The sequence below is a fragment of the Salinimonas sediminis genome (assembly GCF_003429285.1).
Taxonomy (GTDB): Bacteria; Pseudomonadota; Gammaproteobacteria; order Enterobacterales; family Alteromonadaceae; genus Alteromonas; species Alteromonas indica.
Map to the genome: position 1 here is coordinate 1,080,758 of NZ_CP031769.1, position 23,648 is coordinate 1,104,405.

Genomic DNA, 23,648 nt, shown 5'->3' on the forward strand with positions numbered 1-23,648 from the left:
CGGGAGATCTTAGGTGTTCACGATGTACCAGAATCCGTGTTCACGTTCGGCAGAATACGCAGCTAAAGCCTTTGAGCGGCGACTGCTGCGTTTACTGCTCATATGGAACAGTGAAATGCCCTCCAATTCAAGAGGGCAACAGTTGTTGTAATTAAAAAGTAGTCAGTTGAACAACTGGCTATTTTCATTATGATTCATGCAAAGCTTGGGACCTAACAACCCTCAATGCAGTTGTATTCATATCATTCCTTAACCACATACTGCGCACGCCATTTGGGCTAACTTCAATCCCTAACGCTTTGGTTAGCTTCAATGCAACTTTCTGCTGCCCAAGGTGGGGATGTTCAAGAGAGAACTCGATTACCGCTTTCTCGATCTCCATATCGACACAGTTTTTATGCCTTATGTTAGGCGTTTCTTGTCGTTTTAAGGCATTAGGCCCGCCTTGCTCGACCAGTCTTAAGTGACGATATATCGTGTCTCGTGACACGCCACTTTGGCGCGATGCTTTGGAGACGTTGCCGAGCTTCTCGACCAAGGCGAGCACCTCTAATTTCTTTTGGATCTCTAAATCTTCACTTGCTAATTTGCTAGGCTCATTGACTTCGGATACAGCAAGTTTTCTTCCCGCGAAGTGAGCGGTAAACCCTTTTTTACTCGTATTCCTTATCTCGATTTTCTGATTGGCAATGGAGTGCTTGAGCGGTGAATCTATTAGGTAGAACTTGTTGCCATAACTGAAGGTATGGTCGTTACGTATTTTACGATGGTCTTTAATGACGCAGATATCATCAAGGTTGATGTGTTTCGACAGAGGCGTAAATTCAGGCGCTTGTTTCGATTTTACTTGGATTTTGGCTTGCCAGAACTGAGGAATAAACACATGTTTTAGGTAGGCATTGGCTGCCATAATATCACTGATATTGTTCAACCTAAGCTCGGGAACAAGACGGTCTTGGAAGGTATCGAATGCTCGCTCAATACGCCCTTTGCCTTGTGGTGAATTGGCAAAGATGATTTCAATGCCTAGCTCTTCGCAAGCCCTCTGCATTTGTGAGAAGTTGCAGCGTTTAGGGCCGCCGTAGATACCGGCTCTATCGACATAAAGCGTTTTAAACACGCCTTTCGCTTCAATACACTCTCGCATCACTTTCAAACAGCCAACCGTTGTCTCTGAGGGAAAGAACTCGGCGTAGACTTCACTGGTCGCATCATCAATCATGGCAATTAAACAATGTTTTTTATTCCCGAACCAGCGATGTGGGCTGCCATCCATTTGCATCATTAAGCCCGGTGCTACCATACGCTCTCTACGTTTACGTACATTGCTACGTCTGCGCTTAGCTCGTTTAACATGATGAATATCATGCGCCCAACCTCTCAGGGTTTCGCGCTTCACAACAATGTTTTCGTTTTCGGCCAACTGTTCAGCCAAATGCAACAAGTTCAAATCGAAATACTTATCTTTAATCAAAGCCTGCACTGCTTCCTTAATTGATACCGGCGTTTTGTTGGGTGGGGCTTTACCGCTGTTGCCATGAATAGCGAATTGAATACCGACTTGCTGATATCGTTTTACATAGCGCTCAATGGAGCGACGAGACTTGCTGAGTAACTTAGCAGCATTGGCAATTGTTATTCTGCCTTCAACAACCTTAGCAATAATATCAACACTGAGTTGAGCTTTTGAATCCATCACAATCATCCTCAACATGCCTTCTAGTATTCAAAAAACAAAACACTAACAGGCACATAAAAAAATGACCGACAAATTCCCTTGGTAATTAGCGATTACGACAGAATCGCTTGGTAATTAAGATACGACAAAGTCGCTTGGTGTTAACAGCTTTAGATGAATTAGTCTCGACTTAATCTGACACTTCTTCTTGAAAAGATGAGAGTTACCCGTTTTGATAAAGGTGTCGAATCTTTAATCAAAACAAAATAGGTAACTCTCATGTTGCATACTAGCAATCCAATCATCAAACACAAAGCAGGACTGTTAAATCTGGCTGAAGAGCTGGGCAATGTATCGAAGGCCTGCAAAGTGATGGGCGTGTCTCGTGACACGTTTTATCGGTATCAGGAGTTGGTTGAAGAAGGCGGTGTTGATTCGCTGATTAACCGTTCAAGACGCACACCTAATCTCAAGAACAGGGTCGATGAGCAGACCGAACAAGCTGTCATAGCTCACGCCATTGAGTTTCCCGCTCACGGTCAAGCCAGAACAAGTAATGAGCTGCGTAAAGCAGGCGTGTTCGTTTCAGGCAGCGGTGTTCGCTCGATATGGCTCAGACATAATCTGGAAAACTTCAAAAAGCGACTTGCCGCACTGGAAGCCAAAGTTGAAAGCGAAGGCATCATTTTGACCGATGAGCAGGTTGCCGCGCTTGAGAAGAAAAAGCAGGATGATGAGGCCTGCGGTGAGATTGAAACACACCATCCCGGCTATCTAGGCTCGCAAGATACCTTCTACGTCGGCAACCTCAAAGGTGTCGGCCGCATTTACCAGCAAACCTTCGTTGATACCTACAGTAAAATTGCGTTCGCCAAGCTCTACACGACCAAAACGCCAATCACCTCGGCCGACATCCTCAACGACAGAGTGTTGCCGTTCTTTGAGGCTCAGGAGCTGCCCATGCTGCGGATTCTGACAGACAGGGGCACAGAATATTGTGGCAAAGTGGAACAGCATGATTATCAGCTCTACTTAGCCATCAACGATATCGACCACACAAAAACCAAGGCGCGACATCCGCAAACCAATGGGATCTGTGAGCGATTCCACAAAACCATCCTGAATGAATTCTATCAGGTCACCTTCCGCAAAAAGCTCTATGACTCGCTGGAAGCATTACAGAAAGATCTGGACGAGTGGCTGGAATACTACAACAATGGAAGGACTCATCAGGGCAAAATGTGCTGCGGCAGAACGCCAATGGAAACATTAACCGATGGGAAGCAGATTTGGGCTGAGAAGAACTTAGCTCAAAGCTAATCTGACACTGGCACCGTGAAACGGGTAACTGTCAGATCAGGTCTGAGCTAGTACACTTTAGATTTGAAAGAAGATCCGACTCTACTAGTGGCACCTCATGCATTGCGTGAAGGGTTTATCTACTTGCTAGATGGCACAATGAATGGTCGACTAAAACAAAAGTTTTACACTACCCCAAAAATGAAAAACGAGTGGTGGGGCAAAGCCAGCGAAGGGCACACCTTCAATTCCGAAGTAGTTGATTTGCTGAGGGCACAGGGTTGGACTGTCGAAGAGGGAATTGGAATCCCGAAAATTATCAACAAGCCAACACCTATCAACTTTGGAGATATAGACGCTCTGGCTTGGAGAGAAGGTTCCAACGACCTCCTCGTCATTGAGTGCAAAGACTTGTCTTTTGCTCGAAATTACTCGGAAGCGGCCGCGCTCTTATCCACATTTCAGGGGCAAACTGATGAAAAAGGAAAACGAGACAAGCTTCGCTTGCATTTAGACCGTGTTGAGTTTGCAAGAGAAAACATCGTTTCGTTTAGGGACTTTACTGGTCGTAAGCAAGGTGAGGTAACTTCTTGTATCGTTTTTAGCGGTATTGTCCCTATGCAATTTGCACAAATTGATGCTCTTCAAGGCACGCTTGTTGGCTCGGTGGACGAAATACTAGAATCAATAGGGAAAAGTTAGGTTTCCCAGAGATTCTTACTGACAAAGTTCTGTTCTTACCAAAAATAAGACCTAGACAATAATATCGTTGAATGTCCGGATATTGTCTGTAGCGGACCACTAAGACTCAATTGAAGAAGGTCTGCTTAGCGCCCACAACAGATCTTCAATGATGATAGCCTGATTACAGTGTCATACACTCGTGACTGCATATAGAAGGGTGTTACTAAGTGTCTTAATGATAAGGCTTGCAGTCCGGTCTCTCAGTTGCCACCCATCTCTAATCTAACGCTCTTGTGCCTATAACAGAAAGCATCCGCTAAATAATTTCATTTAGACGTCTAGACGTAAAGATGTTGACCATCGGGTATGCATCAGACAAAATAGGCTCACTACCGTCAGCCTTGGAGCCATTATGCCGATTCGAATTCCCGAGCAACTCCCCGCCCAGGATGTCCTGCTAGGTGAGAATATCTTCACCATGGATAGCATGCGTGCAGCGAACCAGGACATTCGTCCGCTGGCCGTCGGTATACTGAATTTAATGCCGAATAAAATAGAGACCGAAGTTCAGCTGTTGCGATTGCTCTCCAACACGCCATTGCAGATTGATGTAGATTTAATCCGCATCGATAACCAGGCCCCGAAAAATACGCCGCAGTCGCATATGGACTCGTTTTATCATGACTTTTCCAGTATTGCTTCCAAGCGTTACGATGGACTGATAGTGACCGGCGCCCCCTTAGCGCATTTGGAATACAGTGAAGTAAAATACTGGGATACCATGGCGAAAATTCTTGACTGGTCGGAACGTCATGTCCAGTCAACCCTGTATTTGTGTTGGGCCGCGCATGCTGCCATGTATCACTTTTATCAGGTGGAACGGGTGCTGCGCCAGGAAAAAATATCGGGTGTGTTTGAACATGAAGTATTAGACCCGCACAACGAACTGATGCGCGGTTTTGACCCGTATTTTTATGCGCCGCACTCGCGCTATGGGCACATTACGGTGGATGAGTACAACCAGGTGCCGGGGTTAAGTGTTATTGCACGTTCAGCCGACGCCGGCGCCTATATCGTGTCATCCCAGGACAAGCGCAAAGTATTTGTTACCGGACATCCGGAATACGATCCTGAAACGCTTAACGACGAATATTGTCGGGATGTTGAGTCAGGACAAGCGCCACAAGTTCCGGTTAACTATTATCCTGATGATAATCCGGCGAAAAATCCGTTAGTGCGCTGGCGCTCGCATGGTAGCCTGCTGTTTACTAACTGGCTAAACTATTGTGTTTATCAAAATACGCCGTACGACTTAAATTTGCTCGCTAACGGCGCAAGCCCCAAGAGGTAATACGTGAATTCCACCCGCACTCAACAGCTGTACGAGATTGCTAAACAGCGTATCTTAATTCTTGATGGTGCCATGGGCACCATGATTCAGGAGCACAAGCTTGAAGAAGCTGATTACCGTGGTGATGCTTATGCTAATTGGCATTGCGATGTAAAAGGAAATAACGATTTACTGGCGGTTACGCAACCGGATCTTATTTTTGATATTCACTGTGCCTACCTTGAGGCGGGCGCCGATATTATAGAAACCAATACATTCAACGCCACTACCATTGCAATGGCAGATTACGATATGCAAGCCCATTCGCGCCAGATTAATCTTGACGCGGCACGGCTCGCCAAACGCGCTGCTGATCTTTACACGGCTAAAACACCTGATAAACCGCGCTATGTAGCCGGTGTGTTAGGGCCCACTAACCGAACAGCTTCTATATCGCCGGATGTTAACGATCCGGGAAAACGTAATGTCACGTTTGACCAGCTGGTCGAAGCCTACATCGAGTCGTGCGAAGCGCTAATTGAAGGCGGTTCGGATATTATTCTTATCGAAACTATTTTTGATACGCTAAACGCGAAAGCGGCAGTATTTGCAGTGGAAACGGTATTTGATAAGCAAGGCTACACTCTACCAGTAATGGTATCCGGCACCATCACCGATGCCTCGGGGCGCACGTTGTCTGGCCAGACCGCCGAAGCCTTTTACTATTCGCTGCGCCATGTCAGCCCGTTTTCGTTTGGCTTAAACTGCGCGCTGGGGCCGGATTTGCTCCGCCAATATGTGGTTGAAGTGGCGGCCGTGTCCGAATGCTTGGTGTCGGCTCACCCTAATGCCGGCTTGCCCAACGAGTTTGGCGAATACGACATGGACGCTGATGAAATGGCAGCGCATATTGGCGAGTGGGCGCAGGCCGGGCTGGTGAATATCGTCGGCGGTTGTTGCGGGAGTACGCCAGCCCACATACGAGCACTGGCCAAAGCAGTAGAGAACGCCGCGCCACGGGCGATTCCTGAGATTGAAGTAAAAATGCGTTTGTCGGGTTTAGAACCCTTCGTGCATTAAGGTGATGTTATGAGCGCAGATATTGCAACATTTATTAATATTGGTGAGCGTACGAATGTCACCGGCTCGGCCCGTTTTAAACGGTTGATTCTGGATGGTGAATACGAAACGGCGCTGGATGTGGCGCGTCAGCAGGTAGAAAACGGCGCGCAAATTATCGATATCAACATGGACGAAGCCATGTTGGATTCGGTAGAGGCAATGCGGACGTTTATTAACCTGATTGCTTCTGAGCCCGATATTAGCCGGGTGCCCATTATGATTGACTCATCAAAATGGGAAGTGATTGAAACCGGCTTAAAGTGTGTACAGGGTAAGGCGATTGTTAATTCAATTAGCCTGAAAGAAGGCGAAGAGCAATTTTTGCATCAGGCCAGGCTGATTAAACGCTATGGTGCGGCTACCGTGGTTATGGCCTTTGATGAAACCGGCCAGGCAGATACACAGACCCGAAAAATTGAAATTTGTCAGCGCAGCTATAAGTTGCTGACCGAGAAAATTGGTTTTGCCCCCGAAGACATTATCTTTGACCCTAACATCTTCGCTGTGGCCACCGGCATTGAAGAGCATAATAACTATGCGGTGGACTTCATCGAAGCCACGCGGGAGATCAAGCGTACCTGCCCGCATGTCCATATCTCGGGCGGCCTATCGAATATTTCGTTTTCTTTTCGGGGAAATAACCCGGTACGCGAGGCGATGCACTCGGTATTTTTATATTATGCTATTCGTGCCGGTATGAATATGGCGATTGTCAATGCCGGGCAGCTTGAAGTATATGATGCAATTCCCGATGAGCTACGCAACGCTGTAGAAGACGTTATTTTGAATCGTCGCGACGATGCGACTGAACGGCTGCTGGATATTGCACCAAAGTATCAGGGTGATGGTAAGGCCGCTGCACAGGAAGATTTGAGCTGGCGGGAAGCGCCGGTGACTAAACGTCTGGAATACGCGTTGGTAAAAGGTATCACCGATTATATTATTGATGATACCGAAGAGGCCAGGCTGGAAGCTGAACGCCCACTGCATGTTATTGAAGGCCCGTTGATGGACGGTATGAACGTAGTGGGGGATTTATTTGGTGAAGGCAAAATGTTTTTGCCTCAGGTGGTGAAGTCGGCGCGGGTAATGAAAAAAGCCGTGGCGCACTTACAGCCTTATATTGAAGCAGAGAAAGACGGCGTTAAAAGCAGTAACGGTAAAATACTCATGGCTACCGTAAAAGGCGATGTGCACGATATCGGTAAAAACATCGTGGGTGTGGTACTGCAATGTAATAACTTTGAAGTAATTGATATGGGCGTTATGGTACCGTGCGAGACCATATTGAAAACCGCCCGTGACGAAAACGTTGATATGATTGGCTTGTCCGGGCTTATCACGCCCTCATTGGATGAAATGGTCCACGTTGCCAAAGAAATGGAACGTCAGGGGTTTGATATGCCCCTACTGATTGGTGGTGCCACCACCTCTAAAGCCCATACTGCTGTAAAGATTGAACAAAATTACCATGGCCCGGTGGCTTATGTCCCCAATGCCAGCCGTGCCGTCGGCGTATGTCAAAAGCTGATCAGCGCCACAGCCAGGCCGATTTTCGCCCAGGCCCTGAGTGAAGAATATGAAACGGTGCGGGCTCAGCATGCACGCAAAAAACCTCGCAGTAAGCCAGTAACGCTGGAGCAGGCCAGGGCAAACGCTGCGCAGCCTGACTTTTCACAAGGTATTGTGGCGCCCCAACAGCTTGGCGTTACGCCAGTAAGCGCAGACTTATCAACACTACGTGAGTATATTGATTGGACGCCGTTCTTTTTGACCTGGTCGCTGGCCGGCAAATACCCCCGTATTTTAGATGACGAGGTCATTGGCGAACAGGCCCGCGAATTACTTAGTGACGCCAACGCCATGCTGGATAATGTTATTGCCAATTCCAGTCTGCAAGCGAAAGGAGTCATTGGTTTATTTGCTGCCAACCGGGTCAACGACGACATAGAAATCTACGCCGATACACAGCGCGAAGCGCTTTTAGGAACCGCCCATCATCTGCGTCAGCAAACATTAAAAGATAACCATCCTAATTACTGTCTGGCTGATTTTGTCGCACCAAAATCCTCTGGCATAGAAGATTACGTTGGTGCATTTGCCGTGACCGCCGGTATTGGCGAAGACGACCTGGCCGAGCAATTTATCCAGGCAGGCGACGATTACAATGCGATTATGGTAAAAGCCGTAGCCGACCGGTTAGCCGAAGCCTTTGCTGAGTACCTGCATGAACAGGTACGTAAAGAATACTGGGGATATGCGAAGGACGAAGCATTAAGTAATGAGGCGTTGATTCGCGAAAAGTATCAGGGTATTCGCCCGGCACCGGGCTATGCAGCATGTCCAGAGCATACCGAAAAGCAGCTAATCTGGGATTTGTTGGAAGTAGAAAAGCACACCGGTATGAAACTAACAGAGAGCTATGCGATGTGGCCTGGCGCGGCGGTATCTGGCTGGTATTTTGCCCACCCGCAGGCACGTTATTTCGCGGTGGCTAAAATTCAGCAAGACCAATTGGCGGACTACGCGCAACGTAAGCAGTGGGATATGGCGATGGCAACCAAGTGGCTGGCGCCGAACCTGCATGACTAAACCGTTTAGCCAGGCATGCGAAAATAACCGCCAGCCCATACTGGCGGTTTTACAGTACGCGTTTGCCCAAAGCCGGCGGGTACTGGAGATCGGCAGTGGCACCGGACAGCATGCAGTATATTTCGCTAAGCATTTACCCCACTTGCAGTGGCATACCAGCGATCAGGTGCAATATCATGCAGGCATCAATCAATGGCTTGAGGACGAACCAGCAAGCAACCTGCATCCTCCCATCATCTATCAGGTAGGCCAGGATGCCTTTCCCATAAGTACCGTTGATGCTGTATTTACCGCTAATACAGCACATATTATGCAACCGCAGGAAGTGGCGATGATGATGTGTCAGGTTGCACAGGCCTTACCCCAGCGCGGGGTGTTCTGCCAATATGGGCCGTTTATTCAGCAGGGCCAGTTCAGCAGCCAAAGCAATCATGACTTCCATCACAAACTAATAGCCCAAGGCTATGGCGGCTATCAGGACATCGCCACTTTGCAGCAATGGGCTCCCCATTTACGGTTACGAAACGTGCATACTATGCCGGCCAACAATTTATTGCTGGAATGGGTCAAGAGCTCGTTCAGTTAAATACACTACCGGGCTTGGCGATAAACACGCTGGCAGCCATCAACGTGGCTGCTCTCATCTTTAGGGTTTTTATGGTTTAACACAAAGTTAACAAAGAACGTGTTAAATCAAATACCTACGTGTCTTTAATACTGATTATGTCCTAGCGTAATTATACTAAAGTATGGCTTCTTACTGTCGTTAAAGTATCACGGAAGAAGTTGGGTATAATAATATGAAGTCACTATCCCTGCGCAAAAAGTTCATGCTGGTAATGGGTAGCAGTATTGCCGGAATCCTAATCCTTACCGCAATTGCTACCGTTAATTTTGTCGGTAATGCGGCGCGTCAAAGCGTAGAAAACGACCTGACCGGGCGGGTAATGTTAGAGGCTGAAAAAGTAGAAGGGTTTTTCGCCCGTTACGGTGAGGTAGCCCGAACCTTTTTGGCCAACCCGTTTGTAACCGACTTTTTCGCTGGTCATCGCGAGCGCGGGGCACCCGATGAAATGCTGCCCGATGCCCCGCGCATATATAAGATGTTTTCCGCTATCAGCCAGGCCGATAAGAATATTAAATCCGCCTTTTTCGGTTCCGCTGCCACGGGCGAATATTTTTATGAAGCAGGCCGGGTAGGGGTCGATACCACAGGGCCGGATGCAGGTAATCAAGCGCGCGGTTACTTTGCAGATAAGCGCCCCTGGTTTACCGATGCGGTTACTGCCGACACTCTGTATGTAACCAAGCCTGCAATCGACTCTCAGGATGGCAGCGTATCGGCGGTGGTGCAGTCGCCGGTTTATCAACAAGGTAAACTGCTAGGTGTGGGCGGTATCGATATTCTGATTAGTACATTAGGGGATGTCCTAGGTAGCGTGAAGTATCAAGGGCAGGGCACTGCGTTTTTACTTGATGCGGACCAAAACCTGGTGTATTTCCCGGCTACCGACAAGAGCTTAGCTTTGCATACCCCTCTGGCCCAGTTGGATAACGAGTTTTCTGACAGTGACGGCTTTACTGCTTTAGCGCGCACGATAGCCCGCCAGCCTGGTGGAATGCAGACTGTTACGTGGCGTTCTCAACCTTATATTGCGGTTTACAAACGGGTCTCGCCCGCCTCCTTGGAAATGGATTGGAGCATGGGTTTGCTAGTGCCTGCATCTTTGGTAACTGAGCCGGTTGAACAGACCTTAGTGGCGGCTATTGCCGTGGCAGTGTTGATCATAATCCTGGTGCTTATCATTACCTATGTCGCGGGTAGCGCCATTGTCTCGCCGATTGTAAAAATGAAAACCGCCATGGCTGATATAGCCCGGGGCGATGGTGACCTGACCCAACGACTTGAGGTCAACAACGATGACGAACTGGGCCAGCTGGCCGGCGAATTTAACCGTTTTACCGATAAGTTACGCGACCTGCTGCGCCAGACGGCAGCCAATACCGATGCGGTAGCTGCGGCCGCTCAGCAGTTAAAAGCGGTTTCTGAAGATACCAGTCAGGAAATAAGCCAGGAGCGCGATCAGGTGGATAACGTATCCTCGGCGGTGACCCAGATGGCCGCCACCGTAGCCGAGATATCTGCCAACGCAGCTCAGTCGAGTGCTGCGGCGACGGTCGCAGATGAGCAGGTACGCAGTGGTACAGCGCAAGCGCAGTTAACTATGAGCGAAATTGCTTCACTTGCCGGGGCTATTGATGAAGCGGTGAACATTGTCAAAGAACTTGCAGCAGAGTCGGATAATATTGGCGCCGTGATTGATGTGATTAACAGCATTGCAGAACAAACTAATTTACTGGCGTTGAACGCGGCGATTGAGGCTGCGCGCGCTGGCGATCAGGGCCGCGGGTTTGCAGTGGTGGCTGATGAAGTTCGCTCGTTGGCCAGTCGTACCCAACATTCTACAGATGACATACGGCGAATGGTGGAACGCTTGCAAAGTATGGCCGGGCAAACCGATACGGCTATGCGCGATGGCCAGGGCAGGTCGGAACGCAGTGTTGAAAAAACCGCGTCAGTGGTGGCCACTTTGGAACAAATCAGCCAGTCCATCAGTACGGTGCAGGCACAAAGCGGACACATCGCCCACGCGACAGAACAACAAACCGTGGTGGCTGAAGATATTAACCGGTCACTGGTAACCATTACCGGTTTAAGCGACCGAACCAGTCAACACGCCTTTGAGCTCGCCGCTCAGGCTACGCAATTAAATAACGTAGCTGAAGAATTACAGCAGGTGGTTAATCAGTTTCGGATTTAACCGCGCCGGTTCGCCCCAGAGACTCGGCCATATCAATAAACGCCTGAAAATAGCCGCCAGGCGTTTCTTCTTTGCGATAGCCAAGATGCAGTGCTTTATGGATGCCGCGAGCACCTAATTTAATTTGGCATAAGCCAAGAGCATCGGCGTATTCACTGACCAGCCAGTCGGGCAGGGCGGCTACGCCCCGGCCAGCGCTTACCATTTGCAACAAAATTTCCGTCGTTTCGATGGTTTTGTGGCGTTTAACCGACCCCCCCGCTGGCGTTAAAAACTGGTTGAAAATATCCAGTCGCGAAGGTTCAACCGGGTAGGTTATTAACACTTCATTGGCTAAGTCACCGGCCTCAATCATGGGTTTACCGGCCAAAGGATGATGCGATGCTACGGTAAGGACCTGTTCATAGTGGAACACTGGTATGTAAGTGAGTGCGTCTAAAAATAAAGGATCGGGGGTTAGCAGTAAGTCTATTTCGTAGCCGTGAAGGGCATGCAGCCCGCCAAATTTAAATGCTTGGCGAACATCGACATCGACCTGCGGGTAGGCCAGCAGGAACGGCTCAACCACTTTAAGTAGCCATTGATAACAAGGATGGCACTCCATTCCAATACGTAATACGCCCTGTTTCCCCTGGGCTATTTGATGAACCTGCATTTCGGTATGATCAAACTGGGGCAATACCCGCTGCGCCAGCGCTAACACTGCCTCGCCGGCTTGGGTGAGGCGCAGAGTACGGCCATTTTTTTGCCATAACTCGGTGCCTAGCTGGCTTTCCAGTCGTTTTATGGCGTGGCTAAGCGCCGACTGGGTTAAATGTAGCGCATCGGCGGCGCCGGTGAGGCTGCCATGGCGTTCAATTTGCATAATAATGCGTAAGTGTTGGCGTTCAATCATCTTTATGAGTTTTTGTCATGCTTTAACCTGAATATACCACCACCGTCTCATAGATGACATGGCAGCCAGGTGCTGAGGGCCATCAATTCGAGGCAGAAAGCTTAATTACATTATTTTGCGCTGTATTGACGCTGCTGTGCTTGCGAGAGAGCTGCCGATAGTGGCTGGCTGATTTCGCTGTTGCCCTTCGCCATTCATCCGGCAGGCCGCTCCACTCACCCGGGGGTTAGAATAGGGTATGCCGGTAATAGCACCCAGGATAAACAGCGCTATGGTTTGAGCCCCCGGGCCTGGAGATTATGCCTAGGCGGCGCCACTCCCATGTTAGCCAAGCGGTGGGGGCTGGCCGCTCTATACGTTGGTGGATGACTCAGTGACCGTTACCGCGTCGCTAAGACGCTGACGCATAATGTCGCACATAACAGCGGAAAGCTCGCGGGAAAAGGCGCGGGCCTGGAGATGATGCCAAGGCGGTGCCACTCCCATGTTAGCCACGCGGTGGGGGATGGCCGCTCTATACGTTGGTGGATGACTCAGTGACCGTTACCGCATCGCTAAGACGCTGGCGTATAATGTCGCGCATAACAGTGCAAAGCTCGCGGAAAAAGGCCCGGGCCTGGAGATTATGCCAAGGCGGCGCCACTCCCATGTTAGCCACGCGGTGGGGGATGGCCGCTCTATACATTGCTGGATGACTCAGTGACCGTTACCGCGTCGCTAAGACGCTGGCGTATAATGTCGCGCATAACAGCGGAAAGCTCGCGGAAAAAAGCCCGGGCCGGTGAGGTATTGCGCCAGGCCAGTACATGTTGCCTTACAATTGGCATGTCGGCTAGCTCACATACGTGTAGCGCCTCGGGCTTGTGTAACTCTGAATGAATATACAAGCCCGGAAGAAATGCTACGCCCATCCCCATAACCACCATCTGGCGCAACGTATCCAGGCTGGTTCCTTCATAATCCCGGGCTACATTTGCCCCCAGCCGCATACAAATTTCCTGTACCTGGTGGTGAAAGTGATGGCGGTCTTCCAGTGTCAGTACCTGTTCACCACGAATTTGTTCAGGGTCGATATAATCTTGATCTGCTAACGGGTGGTCAGAGGGTAAAACAAACTTGAGTGGTTCATAAAACAACGGCTGGCTTTGCACTTGCGAATTTGTTTGCGACATTGGCGATAGAATAAGGTCGTACTCGCCGGTGAGTAGTCCCTGAAATAGCTGATCCGGGGCTGCTTCACGCACATAAAATTTAAGACCAGGCTTTAGCGCATGAATATCCGGTAGAATATGCGGTAACAGATAAGGACCTAAAGTCGGTGGTATACCGAGGCGGTACATGGTGTTTTCACCATCGGATAAATTACGCGCAACTTCATGAAAGTGAAGATTGGCCTTCAGAACTTGCTCGGCGTAATGCAAAAGCGCATGGCCGTGAGCGCTGAGTAAGGTACCCGAGCGGGAACGTTCAAACAAGGTAAGGCCAAGGTGGTTTTCCAAGGCATTGATTTGCGTAGTCAGGGTAGGCTGACTAACCCCAAGGGCGTGGGCTGCCCGGCGAAAATTTAATTGCCGGGCCACCGTCACAAAATAACGTAACTGGTTCAGTGACGGGGTTTTTCCTTCAGACAGCATGGTTTTATGCTCCAGTTTGTTTATAGTCGCCATAACAGCAATAAAAGCCCTGATAGTTGTATGTTATCACTGGCGAAGGAAAAGCGCGATAAACCTATCAGATAGCGCTGGGATTACACCCTGAGTGTGGTTTCCGGCAACATTCCAGATTACTGTTATACTAAGAGGCAACTTATGAAACACCTGATCAAAGGCGTGGCAAAATTTCAAAGTGATGTGTACCCAGGCAAAAAGGCCGCGTTCCAGAAGCTGGCTAACGGACAGAACCCTGAAGTGCTGTTTATTACCTGTGCTGATTCACGTATAGATCCTAATCTGATTACGCAAACTGAGCCTGGTGAACTGTTTATTTGTCGCAATGCCGGCAATATTGTACCGCCTCACTCAAATCAAACCGGCGGCATGACGGCCTCAATCGAGTTTGCTGTGGCGGCGTTGGGTGTGGCCCACGTAGTCGTGTGTGGCCATACCGACTGCGGTGCAATGAAGGGCGCGCTGGCGCCAGAAAGCCTTAGTGAACTGCCCCATGTTAAAGAGTGGCTGGGCCACTGCCGCTGCGCAACTGAAGTAGTGCGCGAAAAATACGGTAAAGCAGATGAATCACGTTTAAAAGAAGTTACGGAAGAAAATGTATTACAGCAAATTCAACATTTAAAAACGCATCCTGCGGTGGCGGCCAAAATTGCTACCGGAGCGTTGCAGTTGCACGGCTGGGTATATCATATAGAAACGGGCGAAGTATTGTGCTGGAGTGATGAGCGCGAAGGCTTTGCACCAATGGAAGAAGTCTACCGGCAAGCATAGCCATACAATACGTTCTAGCAACCGCGCTGCGCCCATAAGCCTGTGAAATTTAGCGCGCTTTGCCGCAGGCTGAGTTTCACCAACAGCGGCAATAAGCGGCTGTCGTTAAAAATAAGTTAATAAATAAAAATTTGCGCACCACGCGCACCTAACGCTTCGGGTAGTGCCTCCTGCTACCCGGGCATCCCCGCCATTTTTAATGCTATCTATATGTTTATATAACAATATTTTTAAGTTTTGAGGTGCTGTGCGGTTACCCGTCGGCATAGCGTTAACTACGTCCCTGGCTTACTTCTGATAGTTAGGCGCTATCACGAGATAACGTATTATTCTATAAAGCTATCAAGTGACACTTCTGCTATAGCAAATTTAAACGTATTGTAAAGTAAACAACACTGACAGGAGTATTACTATGGATCATGTCATATCAGGCGTCGCGAAGTTCCAAAAGGAAGTATACCCCGGGAAGAAAGCCACATTTCAAAAACTGGCTAATGGTCAAAATCCTGAAGTTCTGTTTATCACCTGTTCGGACTCGCGTATCGATCCCAACCTCGTTACGCAAACCGGACCAGGTGAACTTTTTATCTGTCGCAATGCCGGCAATATTGTGCCACCTCATTCTAACCAGACTGGTGGTATGACCGCCTCTATCGAGTTTGCTGTTGCAGCGCTTGGGGTGACGCATATTGTGGTATGCGGACATACCGATTGTGGGGCAATGAAAGGCGCGCTTAACCCTGAAGGATTGGAAGGCCTGCCTCATGTAAAAGAATGGTTGGGTCACTGCCGCTGTGCCACCGAAGTGGTGAAAGAGCGTCATGGAAAAGTGGATTACGAGCATCTGGAAGAAGTTACCCAGGAAAATGTGGTGCAGCAATTACAACATTTACGCACGCATCCTTCAGTAGCTGCAAAACTGGCTACAGGACAAGTTAAATTACATGGCTGGGTTTACCACATTGGTTCGGGCGAAGTACTTTGTTATGACAGTGCTTCGGGCGAGTTTGAACGTATGAGCCAGGCCTACGCTGAAAAGCAACTGGCGTAAGCCAATAAGGTTTAATTAATGATTAAAATAAATACAACGAATATACGTGGAGACCTTACCGGTGGTTTAACCGCCGGTATTGTGGCGTTGCCGCTAGCCCTTGCGCTTGGCGTGGCGTCAGGTTTAGGGCCAATGGCCGGGCTATATGGTGCAATTGCGGTAGGCTTTTTCGCCTCTCTTTTTGGTGGCACACCATCACAAATTTCTGGCCCTACCGGCCCCATGGTGGTGGTACTGGCCGGGCTGTTTGCCAGCTTGTCAGGTGACGCCGAGCTTATCTTCACCGCCGTATTACTGGCCGGTATATTTCAGATACTTTTCGGCATACTTGGGGTAGGCCAGTATATTCGACTGGTACCCTATCCGGTGATCTCAGGCTTTATGTCCGGTATCGGGGCCATTATTATTATCCTGCAACTTGGCCGTCTGATGGGGCATGAGCCTCCGGGCGGTACCTTGGGTGCGCTAAGTTACTTACCTACAGCTCTGGCGGACATCAATTTCACTACGCTGGCGTTAGGTATTGGTACGCTGCTTATTGCCTATAAATGGCCAGCCGCGTTGGGTAAATTTGTACCAGGAGCGCTGGCCGCGCTCATTATTGGTACGCTGGCAAGCCTGATGCTGACCAATGTACCCATTCTTGGGGATATCCCGACTGGGTTGCCCAGCCTGCATATGCCTGTATTTGAGCAAGGCCAGATCTTCCTGGTGGTCGAAGCGGCATTTATCCTGGCGGTGCTAGGGGCGATTGATAGCCTGTTAACCTCTCTGGTGGCCGATAACATGACCCGTACCCGTCACGATAGCAATCGTGAGCTGGTAGGTCAGGGTATTGGTAACACCGTAGCGGGTTTAATTGGCGGTATAGCGGGCGCCGGTGCCACTATGCGTACAGTGGTGAACATTCGAAGTGGTGGTAAAGACCGTATCTCGGGCATGACCCACGCGTTGGTATTGTTGGCGATTGTACTTGGGCTTAGCCCTCTGGCGGCGCAAATACCGCATGCCGTCTTGGCGGGTATTCTGGTTAAGGTCGGTTTGGATATCATCGACTGGGGCTACTTACGCCGCGCACATACCGGGCCACGTTGGGATTTTGCCCTGATGGTATTGGTGCTGGGTCTGACGGTGTTTGTTGATTTGATTACCGCAGTAGGTGTTGGTGTAGTCTTGGCAGCCTTAGCCTATGTTCGCCAGGTTGCGCAATTGCAAATTGAAGAAGTTAATAAAATTCCAGAATACCTGGCTGACGAAGAAGAAAATGCGTTGCTGGAGCGGGCCCAGGGCAAAGTAAGTTTGTTTAGCTTTGGTGGTCCACTGAGCTTTGGTGCGGCAGCTGACCTGGGTCATCATGTTCGTGAAAAAGTAAAACCCGGTTCGCAAGTGCTTATTCTGGACTTTAGCCGAGTGCCAGTGGTAGATGTGTCAGCGGCAATGGCTGTAGAAACCATTACTGCTGATGCTACCGCAGGTGGCCGGGAACTGGTTATCAGCGGTGCTAGCCCAGCGGTAACCAAGGTACTGGACAATATTAACGTGCATCAACCTAACGTACGTATGTTTGCTACCAGGTTAGAAGCTCTTGATTGTGCGCTGCGCATTATTGAGGACAGAAAAAAGACTAACCCGGTAAGCGGTAACGGAAAACTGGCAGAAGCCTGACCTCCGGCCTGCCGCGACAGCGGCAACCGTTTACCTGTGATAAAACCCCTCCTGCGAGGGGTTTTTTATTGGCTGTTTACCAGCACGAAAGGCTAAACAAGTGGCTATTCACAGAAGCGTTCAGAGTAAGCCGGGGAGACGGCGTAGCGCTACATTGGTGCAATATTTACGTAATATTGCATTTCGTTTGTTCATAGGGGGCCCTTGAGTGGAGTATGAGGCGGGCTGGGAGCAGAGCAAAATTATATCGGCCGCGATTTGACCTAATCTCACACTATGGCAGGAACCCCAGAGTTCACGCCGGTCTTTGTGCTATTACAGGTTCTTCCGGAGATGTTTAACATAGTGTTTTAGGGGCAACAGGCTGATGTTGCACGTATTTTGCACTGATCCAGTTATTGTCAGGCTACCGATTAGAATAATTCCCCGTGCAATTAATCAGCACCCACCCTGCTATTACCCAACTATTGGATTTTTTACCGTTATGGAGCGCTATCGCCATACTGGCTGCCGCGGGTTTTACCGTACTGTGGATAGTAAAAACGATAGTTATATTGCTGTGGGTAAAAATATCCGCACGCACACCTTTCTTTTTAGATTCAGTGATACTTGATGCTGCCCGACGCCCGTTAAATCTGGTGGTATTGGTTGCCTCGCTGTGGGGCGCAGTATCTTATCTTGTGTATATTGAGCGGATTGACGAAACAGCCTTAAGTTGGCTTAATCATTTGTCGGTGGCCATCTTGGTATTTGCAGTTATTCTGTTTATAGATCGGCTTACCCGCATGACGTTAAACCATTATCAAGGCGCCTCGGTGGTGCTGAAAACCAGCGGACCGCTCATAAAGGGCACGATTCGTCTGTTTATTTTTGCGCTGGGTATCCTGGTTATCCTCAGTACCTTGGGCATATCGATAACCCCCGTAGTTGCATCGCTAGGTATTGGTTCGCTTGCTGTGGCTCTTGCCTTGCAGCCCACGCTTGAAAACTTTTTCTCCGGTTTACAGATATTGGCCGATAAACCCATCAGGGTGGGCGATTTTGTAGAATTAGAATCGGGGGAGCAGGGTTTTGTAGAGCAGATAGGCTGGCGTTCGGTATGGATAAAGATGCTGCCTAATAATATCGTTATTATGCCAAACAGTACGTTGGCAAAATCTAAGATTATTAACTATTACTATCCTGAAAAGCAGTTGTCGGTGCCGGTAGATTGTTCGGTTCATTACGATTCAGATCTTGAGCATGTGGAACGGGTCGCACTGGAAGTGGCGCGGGAAATTCTGGTGAGTCATAAATGGGGAATCGATGATTACGACACCTTTGTGGTGTTCACAGCGTTTGATAGTTCCAGCATCAACTTTACCGTTATGCTACGGGCAGAAGAATATTTTAATCGATTTTTTCTTAAATCAGCATTCATTAAAGCGCTACACAAACGCTTTAAACAAGAAGGCATTGTCATTCCTTATCCGATTAATGCTATCAATCTTACCCAGGAAAAAGCAGACACCACCCTTAAGCCGCCGCAGTAATAAGCGCATGATTAACGGCATGGCCAGGGCGGGCTTTTGAATAACGGCTTTGGCGCAAAAGCCTGGAACAAACCGCAAAAGCACCACCCGGGGGCAAGCCATCACAATAAACGGTGGTGGGCGGCGGCTAACCCTGCTTGCCGCCTTTGTTTCCTTTCTCTGTAATGGGGAGGCGGCTGGCCTATCGGGCGCCCTGGCAGATGTGTATGGCCTGGACACACTGCTGGTTTAGCGTGTTTCTTTTTCGATGGCGTAGATATCATCATCAATGGTATTGAGTCTTTCCTCAAAAATGGCTCTTGCATCATGCAGCCCACGATTGTAGTAATAAGCGCCTAACTCTGTGGCTACAAAGTCTAAAAGAAATTCGGTATCGAACTGCCCTATATCCAGCTCCAGTTCCTGTTCAAGATAAGTTTGCAGCTTTTGTACCATTGACTCTTTCTGTTGCGCAGTGAATTTGATGGTGGACATGGCGGGGAGTCTCCTTAGGCGTAACGCCTCGGCAGTGACGAAAATGTTATGCATTTAGCTACAAAGGCTACGGCCTGTAATTACGCGCGCCCTTGTAGGTTAGCGCTGCATAAGTCTTGGCTGGTTTAACCTCGCCATTCTTTAAATTAAGGTATGTTTATCAGCTTCCTGGCGGGCGGGATGAGTATACCCAGTTACCGGCTTTTACCCAATCAAGGTTTGAAAAATGCGGTTTTGTCCATTAAACAAAGCGTGCTAAACCTGGCGCGCTTGTGTCGAGCGCTGATATCTCACTTACCCTCTATACCCTCTATACCCTCTATACCCAAAGCAGTCCTAATCGTTATAAATTAAACGTAAGGAATAACAGTACCAGAAAATTAGCATAATCTGCGGGTAAAAGGATTGCCGCCTTCATGCTATTTGCTCTGCGTTCTGCGGCGGGCTATCCGGTTAGCTATGTGAAGAGCTATGCCAGGAGCTGTGCGGCAGTCTAAGCAATGTTATAAGGGGGGTTGCATGGACAGCGAAGGCAGCTATCGGGCATAAGCAATTTTGTACCATTTAGGTAGAGTTGACGTAGCATCCGGGTAGCCTTTGTCCGCTATCAACAGATAACTGGTTGGCAGCGCTTATTCGTTCCAACTGATACAAAAAAGCCCCAACAAAGTGGGGCTTTCTTTACCAGTAAAACGCAATATTCGGGCGTTAACTGATTACCAGATTTTTACCCGGTCTTCCGGGGCAAGATACAAGCTGTCTTCTGGTTTCACATCAAACGCTTTATACCAGGCATCCAGGTTGCGCGGCGCTTGGGTGCGGTAGCGGGCCGGAGAGTGGGGGTCTGAACGCAACTGGTTCATCAGGCTCTCTTCGGTACGTTTTTCACGCCATACCTGGGCCCATGCCAGGAAGAAGCGTTGGTCGCCGGTTAGCCCGTCGATTACGGGTGCTTCTTTACCATCCAGGCTGATTTTATAAGCTTCATAGGCCATTGACAGGCCGCCTACATCGCCAATATTTTCGCCCAGCGTAAGCCGTCCATTCACCGTATTGCCTTCGATAGGCTCGTACTGGCTGTATTGCTCATCAAGCTGGTCCACTTTGGCCGTAAACGCTTTCAGGTCTTCTTCAGTCCACCAGTTACGTTGGATTCCGTCGGCATCCGATTTTGCCCCCTGGTCATCAAAACCGTGGCCCATTTCATGGCCAATAACCGCGCCAATGGCACCGTAATTCACCGCAGGATCGGCATTCGGATCGAAAAAGGGAGGTTGTAAAATTGCTGCCGGAAAAACAATTTCGTTAAACGATGAATTGTAATAGGCATTTACGGTTTGGGGCGTCATACCCCAGCGTTCGCGGTCAGTGGCTTTAAGCTCATTGGCGACATCACGCTGCATAAAGAATTTACGCAGGTTACGAATATTGCCCACCAAATCATCAGTTTTAATGGTGACATTATCAAGCTTTATCCACTCATCCGGATAACCAATTTTAGGCCGGAATGCGGCGAGTTTTTGCTTCGCTGCCTGTTTGGTTTCTTCGCCCATCCAGTCAAGCTGTTCAATTCGCTTTTTAAGGGCAGCGCGCAGGTTTTCAACCAACTCGCTCATTTGCTCTTTGGAGCTTTCCGGGAAGTAATTATCGACATAGGTTTTACCAATAGCAAAACCCAGTGATTCAGTTCCCGACATTTGCGACAACGCACGCTTCCAGCGTGGCAGTGGCTCTTTCTGCCCATTTAGGGTAGTGCCGAAAAAGGTGAAGTTTGCATCGTAAATAGCTTGCGATAGATAACCCGCATTATTCGAGATAGTGTGATAGGCCAGGTAATCTTTCCAGGTTTGCAGGTCTTCACTGTTAATCAGTTGAATAACCTGTTTAACCGGCTCAGGCGTAGTAATGTTAAGTTCAGGCGCTTTCAGGCCACTTTGCTCAAAGTACAGATCCCAGTCAAACCCGTTATATTCATCAGACAATTCGGCGCGGGCGATCTGGTTAAGCGTAAGTTCGCGGTCACGGCGCTTTTCGCGCGGCCACTGAGCCTGCGCTATTTTTGTTTCCAGGGCCATAATAGCTTCAGCTTTTTGCGCGGCATTTGGCATGTCAGCGAAGTTAAGCATTTCTTCAATATGCTTCAGGTAAGCCGTGCGAATCTCTGTAAAACGTGGCTGATCGCTAAGGTAATAATCACGGTCCGGCAGGCCCAGACCATCAACGCCAATCGTCACCTGGTATTCGTTTGGATCCAACCGGTTGTACCATAGACCAGCGCTGATAGGAGAGGCGTTACCATATAGCCACGCGTTACCAAACAAGGCGGTAAGGTCTTGCTCATTGGCCGCAGCATCAATTTTTGCCAGTACATCGGCAATCGGTTCAAGACCCTTTTGATTGATCGTCTCTTCGTCCATATAGGCTTGGTAAAAATCATGTACCAATTGCTCTTCGGGCGTAAGGTCTTCTTTTGCCATAATGTCGTCAATTATGGTTTTAACCTGTTCCTGGCTACGGTCAAACAGGGCGGTGAATGCGCCAAAGCGAACTTTATCGGCAGGTAGTTCAAAATTGTCATACCAGGTGCCACTGGCGTAACGGAAAAAATCTTCGCCAGGCTTTACCGATTTATCCATCGCGCTAAGATCTACCCCAAAACTGCCTAACTCCGCCTGGCCCTGCTTTTGTTCTTGTTGGGTGTTAGCCTGTTCGCTTGATTGTTCTGGCTGGCCGCATCCGGCCAAACCCAGAGATGCTGCCACCATGGCGGCAAGTAAACTATATTTCATTGTCGTTTCTCTGTCTTATAGTGAGGATGTCCGAGGGGACATCGCTTGTTGTGGTTGTTTTAAGACGTGCAGTAAACGCGTCATTAAAAGGTAAAACTTCGGCTGCCTGACGATAATACTGGGTGATGGCGGGCGTTTCACGTTTTACAAAATCACCTACCGCAGCATGAAAGGCTGGCTCGTAAAGATAATGTGCCGATTGGCAGTATACTGGTTCAAACCCTCGCAGTATTTTATGCTCGCCCTGGGTGCCGGGGTTAAAAAATGCCAATTGTTGGCGAATCGCAAAATCAATTCCCTGAAAGTAACAACACTCAAAGTGCAGGCCATCAATTTCCTGCAACGCTCCCCAATATCGTCCATACAAACCTTCGCTGTCGAAAAAGAACAGCGCACTGGCACAAGGTTCATTGTGCTGGCTGGCGCTAACCAATAGTATCTGGTCGCGCATATGGGTAAAAATATGATTAAAAAACGCCGGATTTAGATAGCCAGTATGGCCGCTGCGCTTCAAATAAGTTTGCCGATAGCAGCGTATAAAAAACGCAATATCCGCAGCACTGATTTGCCCAGCCGTTTTCTGGGTTATTACCATACCTGCCTGGTCAAGCTGCTGGCGAGCTTTTCTAAACGAACGGCGCTTGCGCGACGTCAGAGCATTGAGAAAATCATCGAACTCCCGGTAGTGGTAATTATGCCACTGAAACTGCACGCTATAACGTTGGTGCCAGGCGGTTTGCGTGTCTGTGGCCGGATAAACTTTGGCAGGAAATAACATGTGCAGTGAGGATACCTGATGGCGCAATAAGTGAGTTATTTGCTGTAAAAAGTCACCTATCACCGTCGCTTCTTCGAGCTGATGTTCCTGCATATAGTCAGTATTGAGCAGCCAGCGAGGCCCGGTTACCGGCGTAAAAGGTATCGCACCGACCCATTTGGGATAATAGGCTAGCCCGTGCTGGTGATAGGCTTGCGCCCAGCCTTGGTCAAATACGTACTCACCGTAACTGTCAGTTTTGAAGTAACCGGGTATCACCGCCACCAATGTTGCGTCATCATATAAGGCGGCAAAGTGGGGAAGCCAACCGGTGTCCTCTCCCACGCACCCATTAACCTCCAGCGCATGCAGGAAGTTGTATTGCAAAAACGGGTTAGCCTGGGCCGCCAACTGATCCCATTGGCGGGCAGGAATTTGGCTTATGCTATTGAAAAATGAAGTTTGATATCCCATAAAGAAACGGCACGCCGCAGGATGTTAATTATCGTTATTGTAAACA

17 protein-coding genes and 1 pseudogene are annotated in these 23,648 nt (G+C 49.0%); 12 read left to right on the forward strand and 6 right to left on the reverse strand.

The window, feature by feature from the left end; all coding sequences use genetic code 11:
• Window positions 1-11 precede the first annotated feature (11 nt).
• A pseudogene (locus tag D0Y50_RS20085) lies at window positions 12-155 on the forward strand (GDCCVxC domain-containing (seleno)protein); the annotation flags it as partial.
• A gap of 32 nt (window positions 156-187) precedes the next feature.
• Here the strand turns inward: D0Y50_RS20085 and D0Y50_RS04915 are convergent.
• Complete coding sequence (locus D0Y50_RS04915) at window positions 188-1,705, reverse strand: ISNCY family transposase (protein ID WP_108569074.1); 1,518 nt, start codon at window positions 1,703-1,705, stop codon at window positions 188-190.
• A gap of 252 nt (window positions 1,706-1,957) precedes the next feature.
• Here D0Y50_RS04915 and D0Y50_RS04920 point away from each other — a divergent pair, with 252 nt between their 5' ends.
• The 7 genes from D0Y50_RS04920 (at window position 1,958) to D0Y50_RS04950 (ending at window position 11,527) form a co-directional block, all read left to right on the forward strand.
• Entirely contained in the window at window positions 1,958-2,998 is a 1,041-nt protein-coding gene (locus D0Y50_RS04920) for an IS481 family transposase (protein ID WP_117315792.1), read from the forward strand.
• 63 nt (window positions 2,999-3,061) lie between these two features.
• Entirely contained in the window at window positions 3,062-3,679 is a 618-nt protein-coding gene (locus tag D0Y50_RS04925; RefSeq protein WP_147318224.1) for a hypothetical protein, read from the forward strand.
• Between the two features lie 394 nt (window positions 3,680-4,073).
• Entirely contained in the window at window positions 4,074-5,012 is a 939-nt protein-coding gene (metA, locus tag D0Y50_RS04930) for a homoserine O-acetyltransferase MetA (RefSeq protein ID WP_108566397.1), read from the forward strand.
• Between the two features lie 3 nt (window positions 5,013-5,015).
• Complete coding sequence (locus tag D0Y50_RS04935; RefSeq protein WP_114332866.1) at window positions 5,016-6,071, forward strand: homocysteine S-methyltransferase family protein; 1,056 nt, start codon at window positions 5,016-5,018, stop codon at window positions 6,069-6,071.
• A gap of 9 nt (window positions 6,072-6,080) precedes the next feature.
• Entirely contained in the window at window positions 6,081-8,705 is a 2,625-nt protein-coding gene (gene metH / locus D0Y50_RS04940; protein WP_117315800.1) for a methionine synthase, read from the forward strand.
• Window positions 8,698-9,291 (forward strand): DUF938 domain-containing protein, encoded by a 594-nt coding sequence (locus D0Y50_RS04945; RefSeq protein ID WP_117315802.1) that lies wholly within the window; start codon window positions 8,698-8,700, stop codon window positions 9,289-9,291. Before metH ends, D0Y50_RS04945 begins: the two co-directional genes overlap by 8 nt.
• A 214-nt stretch (window positions 9,292-9,505) precedes the next feature.
• Window positions 9,506-11,527, forward strand: coding sequence for a methyl-accepting chemotaxis protein (locus D0Y50_RS04950; protein WP_117315804.1), 2,022 nt, complete (start codon window positions 9,506-9,508; stop codon window positions 11,525-11,527).
• Here D0Y50_RS04950 and D0Y50_RS04955 read toward each other — a convergent pair.
• Together D0Y50_RS04955 and D0Y50_RS04960 are read right to left on the reverse strand one after the other, a co-directional pair.
• The gene (locus D0Y50_RS04955) at window positions 11,508-12,422 is read right to left on the reverse strand and encodes a LysR family transcriptional regulator (RefSeq protein ID WP_108566401.1); all 915 of its coding nucleotides are present in this window, start codon (window positions 12,420-12,422) and stop codon (window positions 11,508-11,510) included. The two genes, D0Y50_RS04950 and D0Y50_RS04955, sit on opposite strands and share 20 nt — an antisense overlap.
• Before the next feature lie 677 nt (window positions 12,423-13,099).
• Window positions 13,100-14,056: a hydrogen peroxide-inducible genes activator gene (locus tag D0Y50_RS04960; RefSeq protein WP_108566621.1), complete on the reverse strand. Its 957-nt coding sequence runs from the start codon at window positions 14,054-14,056 to the stop codon at window positions 13,100-13,102.
• A 174-nt stretch (window positions 14,057-14,230) separates the two neighbouring features.
• Between D0Y50_RS04960 and D0Y50_RS04965 the strand changes: the two genes are divergently transcribed.
• The 4 genes from D0Y50_RS04965 (at window position 14,231) to D0Y50_RS04980 (ending at window position 19,108) form a co-directional block, all read left to right on the forward strand.
• Window positions 14,231-14,860 (forward strand): carbonic anhydrase, encoded by a 630-nt coding sequence (locus D0Y50_RS04965; protein WP_108566402.1) that lies wholly within the window; start codon window positions 14,231-14,233, stop codon window positions 14,858-14,860.
• Between the two features lie 412 nt (window positions 14,861-15,272).
• Window positions 15,273-15,911 (forward strand): carbonic anhydrase, encoded by a 639-nt coding sequence (locus tag D0Y50_RS04970; RefSeq protein ID WP_108566403.1) that lies wholly within the window; start codon window positions 15,273-15,275, stop codon window positions 15,909-15,911.
• Window positions 15,912-15,929: 18 nt separating this feature from the next.
• A complete protein-coding gene (locus D0Y50_RS04975) occupies window positions 15,930-17,576 on the forward strand; it encodes a SulP family inorganic anion transporter (protein WP_108566404.1) in 1,647 nt (548 codons plus the stop codon).
• A 428-nt stretch (window positions 17,577-18,004) separates the two neighbouring features.
• On the forward strand, window positions 18,005-19,108 hold the full coding sequence (locus D0Y50_RS04980) for a mechanosensitive ion channel family protein (RefSeq protein ID WP_232366457.1): 1,104 nt from the start codon (window positions 18,005-18,007) through the stop codon (window positions 19,106-19,108).
• Between the two features lie 228 nt (window positions 19,109-19,336).
• Here the strand turns inward: D0Y50_RS04980 and D0Y50_RS04990 are convergent, their stop codons facing one another.
• The 3 genes from D0Y50_RS04990 to D0Y50_RS05000 form a co-directional block, all read right to left on the reverse strand.
• Window positions 19,337-19,582 (reverse strand): DUF2164 domain-containing protein, encoded by a 246-nt coding sequence (locus D0Y50_RS04990; RefSeq protein WP_108566406.1) that lies wholly within the window; start codon window positions 19,580-19,582, stop codon window positions 19,337-19,339.
• Window positions 19,583-20,298: 716 nt separating this feature from the next.
• Window positions 20,299-22,371, reverse strand: coding sequence for a M13 family metallopeptidase (locus D0Y50_RS04995; RefSeq protein WP_108566407.1), 2,073 nt, complete (start codon window positions 22,369-22,371; stop codon window positions 20,299-20,301).
• Window positions 22,361-23,602 (reverse strand): GNAT family N-acetyltransferase, encoded by a 1,242-nt coding sequence (locus D0Y50_RS05000; protein WP_108566408.1) that lies wholly within the window; start codon window positions 23,600-23,602, stop codon window positions 22,361-22,363. The genes D0Y50_RS04995 and D0Y50_RS05000 overlap by 11 nt, the downstream gene beginning before the upstream one ends.
• Window positions 23,603-23,648 lie beyond the last annotated feature (46 nt).